8 protein-coding genes and 1 pseudogene are annotated in these 16,412 nt (G+C 33.5%); 5 read left to right on the top strand and 4 right to left on the bottom strand.

Going from position 1 to position 16,412, the window contains the following annotated elements:
• The first annotated feature begins 44 nt into the window (after nucleotides 1–44).
• Both K8B81_RS09415 and K8B81_RS09410 read left to right on the top strand, forming a co-directional pair.
• On the top strand, nucleotides 45–2,057 hold the full coding sequence (locus K8B81_RS09415) for an ATP-dependent nuclease (protein WP_223681180.1): 2,013 nt from the start codon (nucleotides 45–47) through the stop codon (nucleotides 2,055–2,057).
• Nucleotides 2,050–3,894, top strand: a complete 1,845-nt coding sequence (locus K8B81_RS09410; RefSeq protein WP_223681179.1) for a UvrD-helicase domain-containing protein — start codon at nucleotides 2,050–2,052, stop codon at nucleotides 3,892–3,894. Before K8B81_RS09415 ends, K8B81_RS09410 begins: the two co-directional genes overlap by 8 nt.
• A 751-nt stretch (nucleotides 3,895–4,645) precedes the next feature.
• Here the strand turns inward: K8B81_RS09410 and K8B81_RS09405 are convergent.
• Together K8B81_RS09405 and K8B81_RS09400 are read right to left on the bottom strand one after the other, a co-directional pair.
• A pseudogene (locus K8B81_RS09405) lies at nucleotides 4,646–5,494 on the bottom strand (YifB family Mg chelatase-like AAA ATPase); the annotation flags it as partial.
• A gap of 100 nt (nucleotides 5,495–5,594) precedes the next feature.
• Complete coding sequence (locus tag K8B81_RS09400; RefSeq protein WP_223681178.1) at nucleotides 5,595–6,560, bottom strand: Gfo/Idh/MocA family protein; 966 nt, start codon at nucleotides 6,558–6,560, stop codon at nucleotides 5,595–5,597.
• A gap of 138 nt (nucleotides 6,561–6,698) precedes the next feature.
• Here K8B81_RS09400 and K8B81_RS09395 point away from each other — a divergent pair, with 138 nt between their 5' ends.
• From K8B81_RS09395 to K8B81_RS09385, 3 genes are all read left to right on the top strand, one after another.
• Nucleotides 6,699–9,695 (top strand): amidohydrolase family protein, encoded by a 2,997-nt coding sequence (locus K8B81_RS09395; RefSeq protein ID WP_223681177.1) that lies wholly within the window; start codon nucleotides 6,699–6,701, stop codon nucleotides 9,693–9,695.
• A gap of 29 nt (nucleotides 9,696–9,724) precedes the next feature.
• Nucleotides 9,725–11,032: an amidohydrolase family protein gene (locus K8B81_RS09390; protein ID WP_223681176.1), complete on the top strand. Its 1,308-nt coding sequence runs from the start codon at nucleotides 9,725–9,727 to the stop codon at nucleotides 11,030–11,032.
• Nucleotides 11,033–11,374: 342 nt separating this feature from the next.
• Nucleotides 11,375–12,700 carry an ammonium transporter gene (locus K8B81_RS09385; protein WP_223681175.1) on the top strand — a complete coding sequence of 442 codons (1,326 nt, stop codon included), beginning with the start codon at nucleotides 11,375–11,377 and terminating at the stop codon, nucleotides 12,698–12,700.
• A 256-nt stretch (nucleotides 12,701–12,956) separates the two neighbouring features.
• Here K8B81_RS09385 and K8B81_RS09380 read toward each other — a convergent pair whose 3' ends face one another.
• Nucleotides 12,957–15,056: a protein-disulfide reductase DsbD family protein gene (locus K8B81_RS09380; protein WP_223681174.1), complete on the bottom strand. Its 2,100-nt coding sequence runs from the start codon at nucleotides 15,054–15,056 to the stop codon at nucleotides 12,957–12,959.
• Nucleotides 15,056–16,369, bottom strand: coding sequence for a tRNA lysidine(34) synthetase TilS (gene tilS / locus K8B81_RS09375; RefSeq protein WP_223681171.1), 1,314 nt, complete (start codon nucleotides 16,367–16,369; stop codon nucleotides 15,056–15,058). The genes K8B81_RS09380 and tilS overlap by 1 nt, the downstream gene beginning before the upstream one ends.
• Nucleotides 16,370–16,412: the final 43 nt, after the last annotated feature.

Below are 16,412 nucleotides of genomic sequence, written 5' to 3'. Positions count from 1 at the left end.
TAATGCATGATAAGTTTATATTTGTTTATATCAAATTTCATAGAATGATAAATTTAAATAATCCTTTTATATCAAGAATAAGAATTAAAAACTTTAGAAATTTCTTAGATGTTGATGTTGAGCTTAATCACAAACAGGTTATTATTGGCGAGAATAATACAGGAAAAACAAACTTTTTAAGGGCAATTCAATTAATACTTGATCGAGATTATTCAGATAATGATCGACAACTTACTGAAAGTGATTTTCATGATAGTATTGAAAATCCAATGCTTACAGGGCAAATTATAGAAATAGTTCTAGAAATTCAGGGTTATGAGCATAATAAGAAACTTGTCGCTCAATTTGAAGATGCTGTAATTTCAGCTGATCCGCCTACTTTACAATTTAGATATAGATTTTTTCCTAATTTAGATGAAAATGGAAAAATTCTTAATTATAAATATGAAATTTATAAGGGGAAAAGTGAAGCTGTTAAATTTACGTATGAAGATCGTAATTATATTAATATATATGTTATTAAGGCTTTACGCGATGTAGAAAAAGAATTGCGAGCAGGGAAAAATTCCACGCTATATCAACTTGTAAAACAGTACGAAATTTCTCCAGAAGATTTGTACGACATTTCAGAAGCAATGCAGCTTGCAGCGGATAAAATTCTTGATTTGGATGAAATTGTTCATATTAAAAATGCAATACAAAATAGATTTCAGTCTCTTACCGGTCTTCAAAATGATACAAATGTTACACTTCAGACATTTGAAATAGACACCGAAAGGCTTTTATATGCTTTACAGGCATATATGGGATTAAAGCAAAGACCAGTGAGCGAATTAAGTATGGGACTTACAAATATATTGTTCGTTTCATTAATGCTTTTATTATTAAAGGATAAAACGGTTAAACCAATTGTCAAAAGCGATGACTTTCAAGCACTGCTTTCTAAAGATTCGGAAGATATTTTATCCAATCTTTATACAAAAAGTGAGAAAGGAAACTTTATCTTAAATGAAGATATTGATGAAAAAACATTTGAACACCTTTATGAATTCATGGATGCAAATAACTTTAGGCACCAGGCATTTACAATATTGGCAGTTGAGGAACCAGAAGCTCATTTGCATCCCATACTACAACGGTTGATTTACCGTGAGGTATTGCATAAAAGTAATACGTCGGTAATTTTTACTTCCCATTCAACTTTTATTTCTTCGGTAACGCCATTAAATTCAATTGTTCATATTAGGAAAATAAATAGTGCAAGTGAAATTTTTTCAACTAAATCTTTAAAAATTGGTCGTAGAGAAAGACATGACATGGAGAGATATATTGATGCCAAGCGTGGTGAAATATATTTCGGTAAAGCTATAATTCTTGTTGAAGGTATTACTGAAGAGTTTATAATTCCGGTTGCGGCTGATATTTTGGAATTGCCATTAGATGATTACGGAATTGTTGTATGTAATATAAATTCAACCAATTTCAAACCTTACATACAGCTTTTAAATGAATTATGCATACCTTGGATATTATTTACTGATGGAGATTATTATGAAAAAAATATCACCGTTGATACTGATACACATAAAACAAAAGTTGAAAAAAAATTTCATATTCTGAAAACTGGAGCTGACGAATTTTATAAAGGGAATGAAAATATTTCAAGTATTTTGGTAAGTATTGGAGAACTTACAAAAGAAGAAATTCCTGAGGCAGATTATATTGCACAAAATGCATTGTTTTGTGATGAAGGCTGTTATATTGGTACATATACATTTGAAGTAGATTTGTTAATGAATGCTGATGAAGCGGAATTAACAATTATAAAATCTATATATGGTGAGCTAATAAAAGGTAAAAAACAGATGCTTAAAAATTTTGAAAATGATATTGATTCGAAGTCATTTTGGGAAGCTCTACAAAAGATAGATAACAATATAGGTAAAGGAAGGTTTGCACAAAGATTAGCTGGATCTCTTACTAAAAACATGATACCCGAATACATTAGTAAGGGAATCGAAGATATAATTAATGCGGTAAAAGACGAACATGAATAGTCTATTCTATCAAGATCTGTCGCTAATTGAAAAGGATCCTAATCAATTTAAGGCTTATAGGTCTATGAATAATACTGTTTTAATTGCAGGACCTGGTAGTGGGAAAACCAGAGTTTTATCTTTAAAAGCAGTTTCCCTTTCTAAATCTCATATACGAAAGCCGGAAGGTTTAGCATGTATCAGTTTTAGCAGAGAGTCAGTGCGAGAATTAAGATCAAGACTTAAACAATATGGTTATATTCCCACTAATAAGGATTTTATTGGAACAGTACACAGTTTTAGTTTGCTACACGTTTTGCAACCTTTCGCACATCTTTATCCTGAATATGGGATCAAATATCCTATAAAAATTATTTCTAATGAAATAAGTAATAAGATTTACAACAGGGTGCTTACTGAAATAGGCTTAACAACTAAGGAACTTCGGTTTGGAGATATTCAGAAGCAGAGGGCATTGGCTTTAAAAGGTATTAGTTCTGTACAGATAAATTCAAGCGGCCCAGTTTCAAAGGCAGCTGAGATATATGAGAAATATCTTTTGGAAACGGAATATTTAGATTTTACGAGTATTATCAATTTTTCGGCAACAATAATTCGTGAAAAGGAATTTGTACGCAAAACATTAAAATGTAGATTTCCTTGGTTGTTAGTTGATGAATATCAGGATTTGGGAAAGGCATTACATGAAATGGTATTGGAGCTTGTTTTTAATGCTGGAATTAAGCTATATGCAGTTGGGGATGAGAATCAATCAATTTATGGATTTAATGGTGGGTATCCTGATTTCTTGAAAGAACTTACTACATATGCTGATATTGATCCTGTGTACTTAACTGCTAATTATCGAAGTTCAAAGCATATTATTGCAGCATCATTAGAAGCATTACAATTAGAAACACCACATCCAGATTATACTGCACAACGACTTATTACAGATGAAGCTGATTTCACCTTTATCGTGTGTAAAGAGGATATGTCTGAACAATTTCAGACAGTCGCAGAAAGGGTTATTCCGAAATTGTTGAAAGAGGAGGTATCTTTAAATGAAATTGGTATTCTACTTAATTCAAATGAAGAAGTTGCATTTATGGCTAGTGTTTTAACATATAATGGAATTCCTTTTTTTATAGCTAAATGGAAATTTGAAAATAGTGCAGTTTTAGTCTGGCTACAGGAGTGTGCATCTTGGTGTATAGAGAAGAGTTCACAATCTTTTCAGGATTTGTTTAAGTTTTGGGTTTCTTTACTCTTTAATCATGATGATCCACGAAAAACATTAGACTCAATACAATTAAAAGTGATGTTTCATGCCATAATTACTGAAGCAAAATCAATCAATGAAACACTAGAATGGATAAAATTTATGTTGGACAAGTTAGGTCTGTGTAAAACACTTGAAGGGTCGGAGATGTATCCAAATGAGGTCGAAAATCTAGAATGTTTAATTGATGAAGCTAGATTACATAACTTAAAAGGTACTTCTGTTGAACGTCTTGCTAACTTAGGATCACCTAATAACGAGGTAACTATTACAACTCGGCATAGTTCAAAAGGTTTGGAATTCGAAACTGTAATTATGTTAGGTATGGATGAGGATAAGTTTCCAAATTTTTATAATCAAAATAATCCTCTTGCTATTGCCGAAGACCATAGACTTTGTTATGTGTGCGTAAGTAGAGCTAAATTAAGGTGTATACTTTTAAGATCATCTATTTATAATATTCCCACCAAAAGAGGGAATTGGGCAAAACCATTTCGTCCTTCTCGTTTTTGGGTAAGTTTACATAAAAAATTTGGAGATGCCACAAATACTTTTACTTCCGATAATTATATATAAATATTACTAAAAAAAACAGTTTAATATGAGGGCGTTTATCTTGTTAAGTAAAGTTATTTACAATTGCCAGTTTGCTCAATTTGTCCTCTCTGTAGGAGAAACATAAGGAATTGTTTTATCAGCTGTGTGCTTGGATTTTCATTGCCTTTTCCGGAGTTATTATTTTCTGCCATATGATTTTATTTTTTACAAATAAATGACCCAGTTTAAGTGTCCAACATTGCTAAAAGTGTTTGTCGTTAAGTACTTAAGCGTATAACCGATTTTCCAAATCTGTTGTACTAGCTAGCTGTGAGTTTGGCTACTTAAAATTTTCAATTCTGAATCTCTTAGCCATCTTATATCAGTCGGCAAGCAAGAGCCTGTCTCACCGTTAAATTTTCTATAACCTATATTGTCATACTCATCATCAATTGATTCAAATTGAATTACAATAACCACCTCGTGTAAATCATCATTTGGTTCATCGTAATCTATTAATTGAGCAGGTGTAGGTAATTCTATATGACAAGCATTAAGTTGATTAAAGATTTAATAGTAACCACACATTAAATAAAAGCTACATTTTTGTAACGCACTTAAAACGGAAATTTTAATAATCCTTTAAATTTTTTGTAGATAAAACACAACTGTGCTATTATAATTGCTACTCCTAAACCCATTATTATACTGTAAGTTAGTTTCGATTTACCATTCATGATTATTTGTTTTATTTAATTGATATTTTAGTGTATAACTAAACCACCAGCTTTACTACTATAACATTCGAAATAGTATGATGCGGACTGCGAAATGGTCTTTGGTTCATTAATCCAACTTCTTTTAATTTACCAGCAACGCTATGAATTTTTGTCGTTTCTAACGCTTCTCTCAAAGTCATTGGAGGTAAAATACTTGGCAGACGTTTCGCTAACATTGTTTTTCCTGCTCCCGGAGGTCCAATCAGAATGATATTATGTCCTCCAGCAGCTGCAATTTCCATACAGCGTTTAATGCTTTCCTGGCCTCTAACATCTGAAAAATCAAACTCAGGAAAATCTAAGGTTTTGTAGAATTCTGCGCGGGTATCAATAATTGTAGGTTCTAAAGTTCCTTTTTCTTCAAAGAAATCAATGACTTCCTGAACATTTTCAACCCCGTAAACATCTAATCCAGCAACTATAGCAGCTTCTTTTACATTTTGCTTTGGAAGAAAAAAACCTTTATAACCTTCTTCTTTTGCTTTAATGGCTATAGACAATGCGCCATTTATAGATTGTAAACTTCCATCCAGTGAAAGTTCGCCCATGATGATATAGCGATCAATTTCTGTAGCCTTTATCTGGTCTGAAGCTACTAAAATTCCAATAGCTAAAGTTAAATCATAAGCAGAACCTTCTTTGCGCAAATCGGCAGGTGCCATATTTATGGTAATCTTTTTGCCTGGCATAGTATAGCCATTATTTTTAAGGGCTGCAGCTATTCGATAACTGCTTTCTTTTATTGCATTGTCAGGTAAACCTACCAAATGATAACCAATTCCTTTGTCCATATTGACTTCTACCGTTATAGTAGTAGCTTCAACTCCAAAAACTGCGCTTCCAAAAACTTTAATGAGCATACTTATTTATTTTTTTGTAAATATTTTTTTATTTTTAAGCAAAATAAGTAAATATTTTAATAAACAAAGTATTACAATATGTATTTTTTTTCTTTTAAATTTAATCAAATTCTAAACCAATCTGATTTTTTACTTCTTCGACAATTTTACTTAGATCCAAACAATTTTGATGCGACCAGAGCTTACTTTCTATTTGATTGTTTTTAATACAGGTATGGCATTCGATTGCCTCATGTGCAAAACCTTTTCCTATAGTAGGAATATTGAATTTTTCTTCCTGTTCATCTTTAATAATGGAATACCCTTGTGTCATGAACCAAGGAGAATCAATGTCAATTCTTCCCTGAGTGCCGCTAATTGTGGCTTTCATGTCAGAAGCAGAAACTAAACCTGCGTGTAAAACAGACTGTGCCGACTCATATTGTAAAATCATAGTAGTCTGCAAATCAACTCCTGTTGTATGAAAAGTTGATTTTGCTATGATTTCTTCCGGAATTCCGAGTATGATATAAGACAGAAATAGCGGATACACGCCGATGTCATAAAGTGCACCGCCACCTAATTTTTTGTCTGTCAGCCTAGTTCCTAATTCTTTATTATAATAAGCAAAATCAGCTTTAAGGTATTTAACTGATCCTATTTCGCCATTTTTTACTTTTGACAAAAGTTCCTGAATGGATGGAATAAATCGCGTCCAAAAAGCTTCCATGAAAAATTTATTGTGCTTTTTTGAGGCCTCAGTCATTCGTACAGCATCATGGTAGGATAAGGACAAAGGCTTTTCGCATAATACATGTTTGCCATTTTCCATTGCGCGAATAGATAATTCGGCATGTGAATCGTGAGGTGTTGCTACATAAACAATATCAATGTTTTCGTCTAAAAACAGGTCATTATATGATCCGTAAAATGTATCGCAATCATACTTTTTGGCAAATTCACCGGCCTTAGCAATGTCTCTTGAAGCTACGGCAGCTAATTCAGCTTCATTTATTAATTGTAAATCAGCAGCAAATTGGCCTGCAATGTTTCCTAAACCAACTATTCCCCATTTTATTTTATTCATATTTTATCTATCTAAACAGGCCATATTACTAAAACCTAAGAGTTATTGAATTAAAGATAAGATTTATATCAAGTAGGAAAAATAAAAGTTGTAAGATTATATATATTTTATATTTTTATAACAAATATACACTTGTAAATGAAAAAAATATCCGTACTGCTCTTCCTGAGTTTTTTTGTAACAAAAACATGGGCTCAGGAATACTTTCCTGTTAATGAAAGTATTCAAAACAAAAACAACAATTATACAGTTTTTACGAACGCTGTTATATACATCACACCGACAAAAAAAATTGAAAAAGGAACCTTAGTTGTTCAAAATGGCAAAGTAGTCAATGTTGGAAATAATATAACGATTCCAAAAAATGCGATTGTGATTAGTCTTGAAGGCAAGACAATTTACCCTTCGTTTATTGATATTTATACCAGTTTTGGAATTGAAAAACCTAAGCGAAATTTAACTCCGGGCAGAGAAGATAATATTTACGATACCAAAAAAACAGGATATTACTGGAATGAAAGTATATTGTCTCATCTAAATGGATATGAGACATTCAAATATGATCAGCCAAAAGCCGAGGAGTTTTTAAAAGCAGGATTTGGTGTTGTAGGGACGCATATTCATGACGGGGTTGCACAGGGAACAGGACTTTTGATTGCTTTGAATAATACTGACGGTAAGAGTCAAATCATTTCGAACAAAATAACCAACCATTTTTCTTTTAACAGAAGTGCTTTAACAAATCAGGCTTATCCCAGTTCTTTAATGGGATCGATGGCGCTTCTTCGCCAGATGTATTTTGATTTGGATTGGTATAAAAAAGGAAATTCAGACATGAAAGATTTATCATTGGAAGCTCTGGCCGCAAATGAAAAACTGATACAGATTTTTACTTCAGAGGACAAATTAAATAGCTTAAGAGCTTCTAAAATTGCAAAAGAATTTGGTTTAAACTATATTTTAAAGGGAAGCGGGAATGAATTTGAAAGAATTGAGGAGATTAAAAACACCAATTCAAAATTCATTATTCCAATTAATTTTCCTGAAGCTTATGATGTTTCAAATCCGTATTTATCCAATCAGATAGAACTTGCGGATATGCGTTTCTGGAATCAGGCACCTGCCAATCCGAAAGTACTTTCAGATAACGGAATCATTTTCGCTCTTACAACAGATAAATTGAAAAAAATGGAAGATTTTAGGATTAACCTTCTAAAATCAATCAAATATGGTTTTGATAAAACAAAAGCGCTGGAAGCGCTAACTACAATTCCGGCAGCAATTTTAGGAAAGAGCAACGAAATTGGAAGTTTGAAAACAGGAAGTTTTGCCAATTTTGTAATTACTTCTGGCGAAATATTCGATGAAAAAACAATTTTATATGAGAATTGGGTTCAGGGAAACAAATACGTTATAAATGATATCAATGCAAAAGATATTCGTGGCAATTACAACCTTACTATTGGAAATGAAACTTTAAAATGGAAAATTGACGGAACTGTCGAAGCGCCAAAATCTGAAATAACGACAGCGGATAATAAAAAACTAAAGAACACTTTTTCTGTTTCAAAAAACTGGATTTCACTTTTGATTAAATCCAATGATACTATAAAATCTAATTTTACCCGTTTAACGGGATTAGTAGAAAATACTAATACTCTTTCAGGAAAAGGAGAATTATACAACGGTACTCAGGTAAACTGGACAGCTGTAAAAACTTCCCCGTTTGTAGCTGTAAAAGATACTGTAAAACCTGAAAAGCCAAACCCAATTATGCCAACAACTTTTCCGAATATTGCTTTTGGGAATTCCAAAAAGTTAACCCCACAAACTTTACTGTTTAAGAATGCAACAGTCTGGACAAATGAAAAAGAAGGAATTTTAACTGAAACCGATGTTTTGATAAAAAACGGAAAAATTGTTTCCATAGGTAAAAATCTTTCAGATGCTTCAGCAACAATTATTGACGCGAAAGAAAAACACCTTACCAGCGGAATTATTGATGAACATTCACATATTGCCATTTCCAAAGGGGTTAACGAAAGTGGTCATAATTCGACTGCAGAAGTTACTATAGAGGATGTCGTAAATTCTGAGGATATTAATATTTACAGGGATTTAGCGGGAGGCGTTACTATTTCACAATTACTACATGGTTCAGCCAATCCAATCGGAGGACGCTCTGCAATTGTAAAATGGAAATGGGGGCTATCTCCAGATGAAATGCTATATAAAAATCAGCCTAAATTTATCAAATTTGCTTTAGGTGAAAATGTAAAGCAATCTAATTGGGGAATTGTTAATCCAACCCGTTATCCTCAGACCAGAATGGGAGTTGAACAGGTTTTTACAGATTATTTCCAACGTGCCAAAGAATATGATGAGAGTTGGAAAAAATTCAATGCCAATCCTAAAAAAGAAAAAGCTCCAAGAGTGGACCTTGAACTACAAACGCTGGCCGAAATCTTAAATAAAAAGCGATTCATTACCTGTCATTCTTATGTAGAATCGGAGATATTAATGCTGATGAATGTTGCAGATAAATTCAATTTTAATGTGAACACTTTCACACACATCCTGGAAGGCTATAAAGTTGCTGATAAGATGAAAGAACATGGTGTTGGTGCTTCAACTTTTTCAGACTGGTGGGCTTATAAATTTGAAGTAAACGATGCTATCCCTTTCAACGGACCTATTATGCACAATGAAGGTTTGGTTGTAGCTTACAATTCAGATGATGCAGAAATGTCCAGAAGATTAAATCAGGAAGCTGCAAAAGCTGTAAAATATGGCAAAATTTCAGAAGAAGAAGCATGGAAATTTGTAACTCTTAACCCGGCTAAACTATTACATATCGATGATAAAGTTGGAAGTATTAAAGTGGGTAAAGATGCCGATTTAGTACTTTGGAGCGACAATCCTTTGTCTGTTTATTCAAAAGCAGAAAAAACGATTATTGAAGGTGTTGTGTATTTTGACATAGAAAAAGAACTTGAAAAACAGGAAGCCATTACAAAAGAAAGAAATCTGTTAATCGGCCAGATGCTTCAGGAAAAAAACAAAGGAATGAACACACAGGAACCAACAAAAAAAGAGAAAAAAGAATATCACTGCGACACTTTAGAGCAATACTAAGGAGCTAAAGATTTATATAAATGATAATTATGATAACTAAAAACATATATATATTGTTGTTGATTTTTGGGATGACAATACAAACCAAAGCTCAGCAGATTCCGGCGCCAAAGCAGACGAAATCAATACTGATCCTAAATGCAACGGCACATCTCGGAAACGGAAAAATAATAGAAAAAAGTGCCATAGGTTTTAAAGATGGTAAGCTGACATTAGTAGCTGATGCCACGACTATAAGACTTGCGGATAATGCTTATGATAGTACTATTGATGCTGCTGGAAAGCATGTTTATCCTGGTTTTATTGCACCTAATTCTACTTTAGGACTTGTTGAAATTGATGCGGTAAAATCATCCGATGATCAGGAAGAAATTGGGAACATCAATCCAAACGTAAGGAGTATTGTAGCTTATAATTCAACTTCAAAAGTAACCGAAACTGTTCGTCCAAACGGAATTTTAATTGCTCAGATAGTACCTCGTGGAGGAAGAATTTCCGGAACATCTTCAATTGTTCAGCTAGACGCATGGACGTGGAAAGATGCCCTTATAAAAGAAAATGACGGAATACATTTAAACTTTCCTTCCGGATTTAGAAGAACAGGTAACTGGTTTGAACCTGGTATAATTGAGCCTAACAAGGATTATGCAACACAGATTAACGAAGTAAATACCTTTCTAATTAATTCGAAAGCTTATTTAGGAGAAACTTCAAAACAAAGAAATGTGGTTTTTGAATCAACAAAAGGACTTTTTGATGGAACACAAACCTTATTCATTCATGCTGATGAAGAAAAGCAAATTACGGATGCGATTCAGTTAGCTAAGAGCAACGGAATAAAGAGAATTGTTATAGTGGGTGGTTTTGAGGCTTACAAAGCTGCCGATTTATTACAAAAAAATAACATCGGGATACTTTTAAGACGTGTGCATGATATGCCCACAAGCGATGATCAGGATGTGAGGGCTCCTTTTAAAATGGCTAAGATTCTAACTGACAAAGGAGTTTTGGTTGGACTTGAGAACAGCGGTGACAATGAAAGAATGAATACCCGTAATTTACCATTTTTAGCAGGAACATGTGCTGCTTACGGACTTGATAAAGAAAAAGCATTACAATTAATAACACTTAATACAGCTCAGTTATTAGGTATCGATAGTTTTTGTGGCTCTTTAGAAACAGGAAAAGATGCTACATTATTTATTTCTGAAGGAGATGCGCTGGATATGAGAACTAACCAGCTTACACATGCCTTCATTCAGGGAAGAGCGATAAGTCTTGAAACACACCAGACTCAGCTGAATAAGAAGTACAAAGAAAAGTACGGTCAGAAATAACTGACAATAATTACTACCCAAAAAGGCATCGTTTGAATTATCAGATGATGCCTTTTTTCATTAATTATTTAATGTTTTTTATAAAAAAACATTAAATAATGCCGCAATAAACTTAAAACTAAAATTATTTCCATGTTTTTTCTTATAAAACTCATTTAAAATGCAATTTTAAAATAATTTAGGATTGATAAATTATAAATTTTAAGTCATTTTTGGATTGTATGTATAAAACTAAGGGGGTGTAAAATGAAAAATTAACAAAAATCAAACATTGACTACTATTTTTAATGGGGGTATCAAATGATTTTATACTTTTATCAAAAATTTTAAAACTAAATAACTATGCGAAAAATTATTTTAAGTGTGATCCTCATCACAATTCTGTTACTATCTATTTTTTCTATTTCATTTGTTACTGAATCAAAAACATTGGGAGCTCATGTTGTCGAATTAAAAATGGATACAGGTGATACAGCATGGATGGTTGTTGCAACTGCCTTTGTATTATTAATGACTCCAGGTTTAGGTTTCTTCTACGGAGGTATGGTTGGTAAGAAAAACGTAATCAGTACTATGCTGCAAAGTTTTATGGCGATGGTAATTGTTACTATTTTATGGGTAGTGATTGCTTTTGGATTATGTTTTGGCCCATCAATAGGCGGATTCATAGGAGATCCTACTTCAAATATATTCTTTCAGGGGGTCAGTGCTAATACTGCCTGGGAGTTAGCCCCAACAATCCCTTTTATTCTTTTCGCATTATTTCAGGCTAAATTTGCTATCATTACACCTGCGTTAATAACAGGGGCTTTTGCTGAGCGTGTACGCTTCTGGGCTTACTTATTATTCATGGTTTTATTCATATTATTAATTTACGCTCCATTATGCCACATGACATGGCATCCTGATGGATTATTCTTCGGATGGGGAGTTTTAGATTTTGCTGGAGGAACAGTAGTACACATGAGTGCTGGATGGGCTGCATTAGCAGGAGCTATGTTCTTAGGAAAACGTAAAGTTCAAAAAGTGAACCCTGCAAGAATTACTTATGTATTATTAGGTACAGGTTTATTATGGTTTGGATGGTTTGGTTTCAATGCGGGTTCTGCTGTTGGAGCTGGTAGTCTTGCTGCTCAGGCTTTAGGAACTACAACAGTTGCGGCTGCTTCTGCAGCAATGGCATGGGTATTCCTTGATAAAATCTTAGGTCACAAATTATCTGCTATGGGTGCTTGTATCGGTGCTGTTGTAGGGTTGGTAGCTATTACACCTGCTGCAGGTTTTGTCTCTATCCCTCATGCTTTAGCAATTGGTATCATCGCTGCTGTAATTAGTAATATCGTTGTTAGCAAATTCCCTAAAGGAAAAATTGATGATGCTCTTGACGTTTTCGCCTGCCACGGTGTTGGTGGAATGGTAGGAATGCTGTTAACAGGAGTATTTGCATCAAATACAGTTAATTCAGTAGTAGGAGATCATCAAGGTCTGATTTTTGGTGATGCTACCTTATTTCTGACTCAGTTAAAAGCATTAGTATTGGTTTCTATATTTGCTTTTGCAGCTTCATATGCATTATTCTTCATCGTTAACAAAATTACTCCTCTAAGAGTTACTGAAGAAAAAGAAGAATTAGGATTAGATATCTCTCAACACGGAGAATACCTATAAGAAATTATTCAGTATCTATATAAAAATGCCCTCTAAGCTTTAAAGTTTAAAGGGCATTTTATTTTGAATTAATCCAATATTGTTTTATATAAGTAAATAAAGAAGCACTACAATTCGTTATTTTAGGGCAATATTCCCGCTTTCGGCTTTATCTTGTTCCGTAAACTCCACAAGGATATCGCCTTTATCGGGGCTAGATTATGACACTCAGGTTTTCAGGACATCTCTAAATAAAAAAGAGTTAATGATAACCTAATTATTTAAAGTTTGAAATTCCTTCTTTTAACCAAACCAAATATTCTTCAACATCAACATAGCTAATTGTAGGTTTTGAGCTGTTCAGATTATTTCCTTTAAGATCAGTTATAACATATAAAGGCTGAGTATTAGTTTTGTATTTTGAAATCATAAACTCGGTCCATTTATCTCCAACCGTTTCAATTTTGTCACCAGAAGCGGTTACAAATTGTTTGTCTGCCGGTAATTCTCTTTTATCATCCACATATAAAGAAATCAAAACCACCTCATTTTTCAAGATGGGTAAAACTCTTTCATCAGACCAGACATTGTTTTCCATCTTTCTGCAATTTACACAGGCATATCCTGTAAAATCAAGCATAATTGGTTTATTGATTGATTTTGCATAAGCAAGACCATCTTCATAATCATGAAAAACCATAATTCCGTGTGGTCCTGATTGTGCCCCTTTTGGCAGATCTTTTTCAGATGAAGCTGTACTATTACCACTTCCTGAACCACCTACGCCAAGCGGACTTTCGCTATAGGTTTGTGGTGGAGGAAAAGCGCTGATTAATTTCAAAGGAGCTCCCCAAAGTCCCGGAATTAAATAAACTGTAAATAGCAAAGTAAGCAATCCTAAATACAATCTTCCAACAGAAATATGCTGTAAAGGACTATCATGAGGCAATGTGATTTTTCCGAATAAGTATAATGTCAATGCTCCAAAAATGGCAATCCAAATGGCTATAAAAACTTCTCTTTCCAGAAAATGCAATTGTAAAACCAAATCGGCATTTGATAAAAATTTAAAAGCTAAAGCTAATTCTAAAAATCCAAGAACAACTTTTACTGTATTTAACCAGCCTCCTGATTTTGGTAATGAATTTAGCCATCCCGGAAACATCGCAAATAACATAAACGGAAGTGCTAATGCAGATGAGAATCCCAGCATTCCAACAACCGGAGCGATTCCTCCATTTGAAGCTGCTTCAACTAATAAGGTGCCAACAATTGGTCCTGTACAGGAGAATGAAACAATAGCCAAAGCTAAGGCCATGAACAATATACCAATTATACCACCTTTATCTGCCTGCTGATCTGCTTTGTTTGCCCATGAATTAGGAAGCATAATTTCGAAAGCACCTAAAAAAGAGGTCGCAAAAATGACCAATATCACGAAGAAAATCAGGTTAAACCAAACATCTGTTGATAAAGCATTCAGAGCATCTGCTCCAAATATCTTTGTTACAATTAAGCCTAAAATCACATAAATAGCAATGATGGAAAGTCCGTAAATAATAGCATTACGAATTCCTTTTGCCCTGCTTTTGCTTTGTTTTGTAAAAAAGCTTACCGTCATTGGTATCATTGGAAAAACACAAGGCGTAAATAATGCCGCAAAACCGCCCAAGAAAGCAAGGAAAAAAATTGACCATAAACTTCTTGCCGGAGTAGGCTTTTGTAAATCATCTACAACTTGTGCCGTTGCATTATCTATTTTTTCTAACTTAATTACTTTAGAGTCTGCTGCTTTTTCTACTGTATCAACTGCTAAACCTTCTCTTTTGGTTTCATCTTTTTGAGCTTCAGTTACAGCAGGAACTGTTTCCATTTTAAAGGTTGCCGGAATAGCAATTGAGAATTTTTTATTCGAATTGATGCACACTTCTTTACAAACCTGAAAATCAAATTCAACTTCTACAGTTTTTAAATTAGGGTTTATAATCTGAATTTCCTGCTCAATATGTGCCTTCCCTTCAAAATAAGTTTCGTTTACTTCAAAAACATCGTTAAAGGATGTCTTAGTTTTTCCTTCTTTGGCTTTGCCAACTAAATTGTAATTTCCTTTTTGATTTTTAAAGGAAATTTCTAAAGCCAATGGGCCTCCTTCTGGTGTAAACTGGGAATACATGTGCCAGTCTTTCTCTATAATTCCGTCAAAAATTAAAACAAAATTAGTTTCTGATTTCTTTTCGATTTTAGAAGTCCATTTTACCGGTTCTATGATTTGGGCGTTACTGTTTGCAAAAGCAAAAAAGAAAAATAGTAAAAATAAAATGGATGTACTTAGGAAGCTTCTTGATAATACAGCCTGACGGGATTGATTTAAGTTCATTATTGCAGTTCTATTTTAAGTATTTTTTTTGTGGTTTTTTCTATTTTAAATCTTTCATCCTGCCTCATTCCGACGACCCATACAATCTGGTCTTTTGAGCATAAAAGCCAGGAGTTCTCTTTTTCAATCAGCGATAACTTTTCATCCTTAAAAAGTTTACTGATTTTTTTTGATTTTCCGTTCATTCCAAAAGGCTGAAAAGAATCACCTTCTTTCCATTTACGCAAAATTAATGGGAACTGGATTTTTTCAGCATCCACAAATATAATCTTATTTGATTCTATAGTTATGTGACTAACGTTACAAAACTTCAAATTTAAGGGAAAATTAATTTGTGTGTCGTTTTTATTGATTTCAAACTCCTCTTTTTCTTCTGGGTTATCATTTAACGGACTCAAAATCAAAGCTTCTCTGTTTTTTAGCAATCGAAACTCTGAAGAGAATACTTGTTTTCCTGATTGGCCTTCTACTAGATCATAAATATCATTCCATGCCAGAAATCCAAATTCATTAAGCCATTCATACAAATACGATCTGTAATTAGGTAATTTTGTAAGCTTGTTTAAATCGAAATGTATTTCTTCTCCTGCCTTTTTTGCTACCTGCTGATAAATCATAATCGAAGCATCTTCGGCCATTTCATTAGATTCCCGCAAATAGGATTGTGTTTTCTGGAAAGCTTTCAGAAAATTAGGATTGATTTGCTTTAAAACAGGGATTAAATCATGACGAATTTTATTACGAAGGTATTTATCAGATGCATTGCTGCTGTCTTCCCGCCATTGGATATTATTTCCTTTCGCATATTTTAGGATTTCTTCTCTTGAAAAAGGCAAAAGCGGACGTATAATTTTATCATTTTGTTCGGGAATACCAACAAGACCGTCCAATCCTGTGCCACGGCTTAGATTAATCATAAACGTTTCCAGATTATCATCGGCGTGATGGGCAGTCAGGATATAATCGAAATTATGGGTTTCCAAAAGTTCGTAAAACCAATTATATCGCAACTCTCTGGCTGCTATCTGGGTTGAAAGTTTGTAATCTTTTGCAAAAGCTTCGGTGTCAAACTGGGTTGTAAAAATGGAAATATTGTTTTCTTTACAGTAATTTCGAATGAAATCCTGATCGCCTAAACTTTCCAGTCCGCGAAGCTGAAAATTACAATGCAATACTGCAATTTCATAATCTAATTGCTGAAACAAATGCAGTAAAACCATACTGTCAAGTCCGCTACTAACAGCAAGAAATAATTTTTTATTTTCCAGAAACGGAAATCTTGCCGAAATATGATTTTCAAAATTTGTAGGCATCAGAAAAATTAAAAGATAAATATTTTAAGAACTGCAAAATTAA

It is taken from the genome of Flavobacterium hibisci, assembly GCF_020026925.1.
GTDB classification, from domain to species: domain Bacteria; phylum Bacteroidota; class Bacteroidia; order Flavobacteriales; family Flavobacteriaceae; genus Flavobacterium; species Flavobacterium hibisci.
This window is presented reverse-complemented; position numbering and strand designations above follow the sequence as displayed.

What these genes read in the sequence shown, in the direction of transcription:
- K8B81_RS09390 (WP_223681176.1), top strand. Translation starts at nt 9,725, where the DNA reads ATGATAACTAAAAACATATATATATTGTTGTTGATTTTTGGGATGACA.
- K8B81_RS09380 (WP_223681174.1), bottom strand. Translation starts at nt 15,056, where the DNA reads ATGAACTTAAATCAATCCCGTCAGGCTGTATTATCAAGAAGCTTCCTA.
- tilS (WP_223681171.1), bottom strand. Translation starts at nt 16,369, where the DNA reads ATGCCTACAAATTTTGAAAATCATATTTCGGCAAGATTTCCGTTTCTG.
- K8B81_RS09395 (WP_223681177.1), top strand. Translation starts at nt 6,699, where the DNA reads ATGAAAAAAATATCCGTACTGCTCTTCCTGAGTTTTTTTGTAACAAAA.
- K8B81_RS09415 (WP_223681180.1), top strand. Translation starts at nt 45, where the DNA reads ATGATAAATTTAAATAATCCTTTTATATCAAGAATAAGAATTAAAAAC.
- K8B81_RS09410 (WP_223681179.1), top strand. Translation starts at nt 2,050, where the DNA reads ATGAATAGTCTATTCTATCAAGATCTGTCGCTAATTGAAAAGGATCCT.
- K8B81_RS09385 (WP_223681175.1), top strand. Translation starts at nt 11,375, where the DNA reads ATGCGAAAAATTATTTTAAGTGTGATCCTCATCACAATTCTGTTACTA.
- K8B81_RS09400 (WP_223681178.1), bottom strand. Translation starts at nt 6,560, where the DNA reads ATGAATAAAATAAAATGGGGAATAGTTGGTTTAGGAAACATTGCAGGC.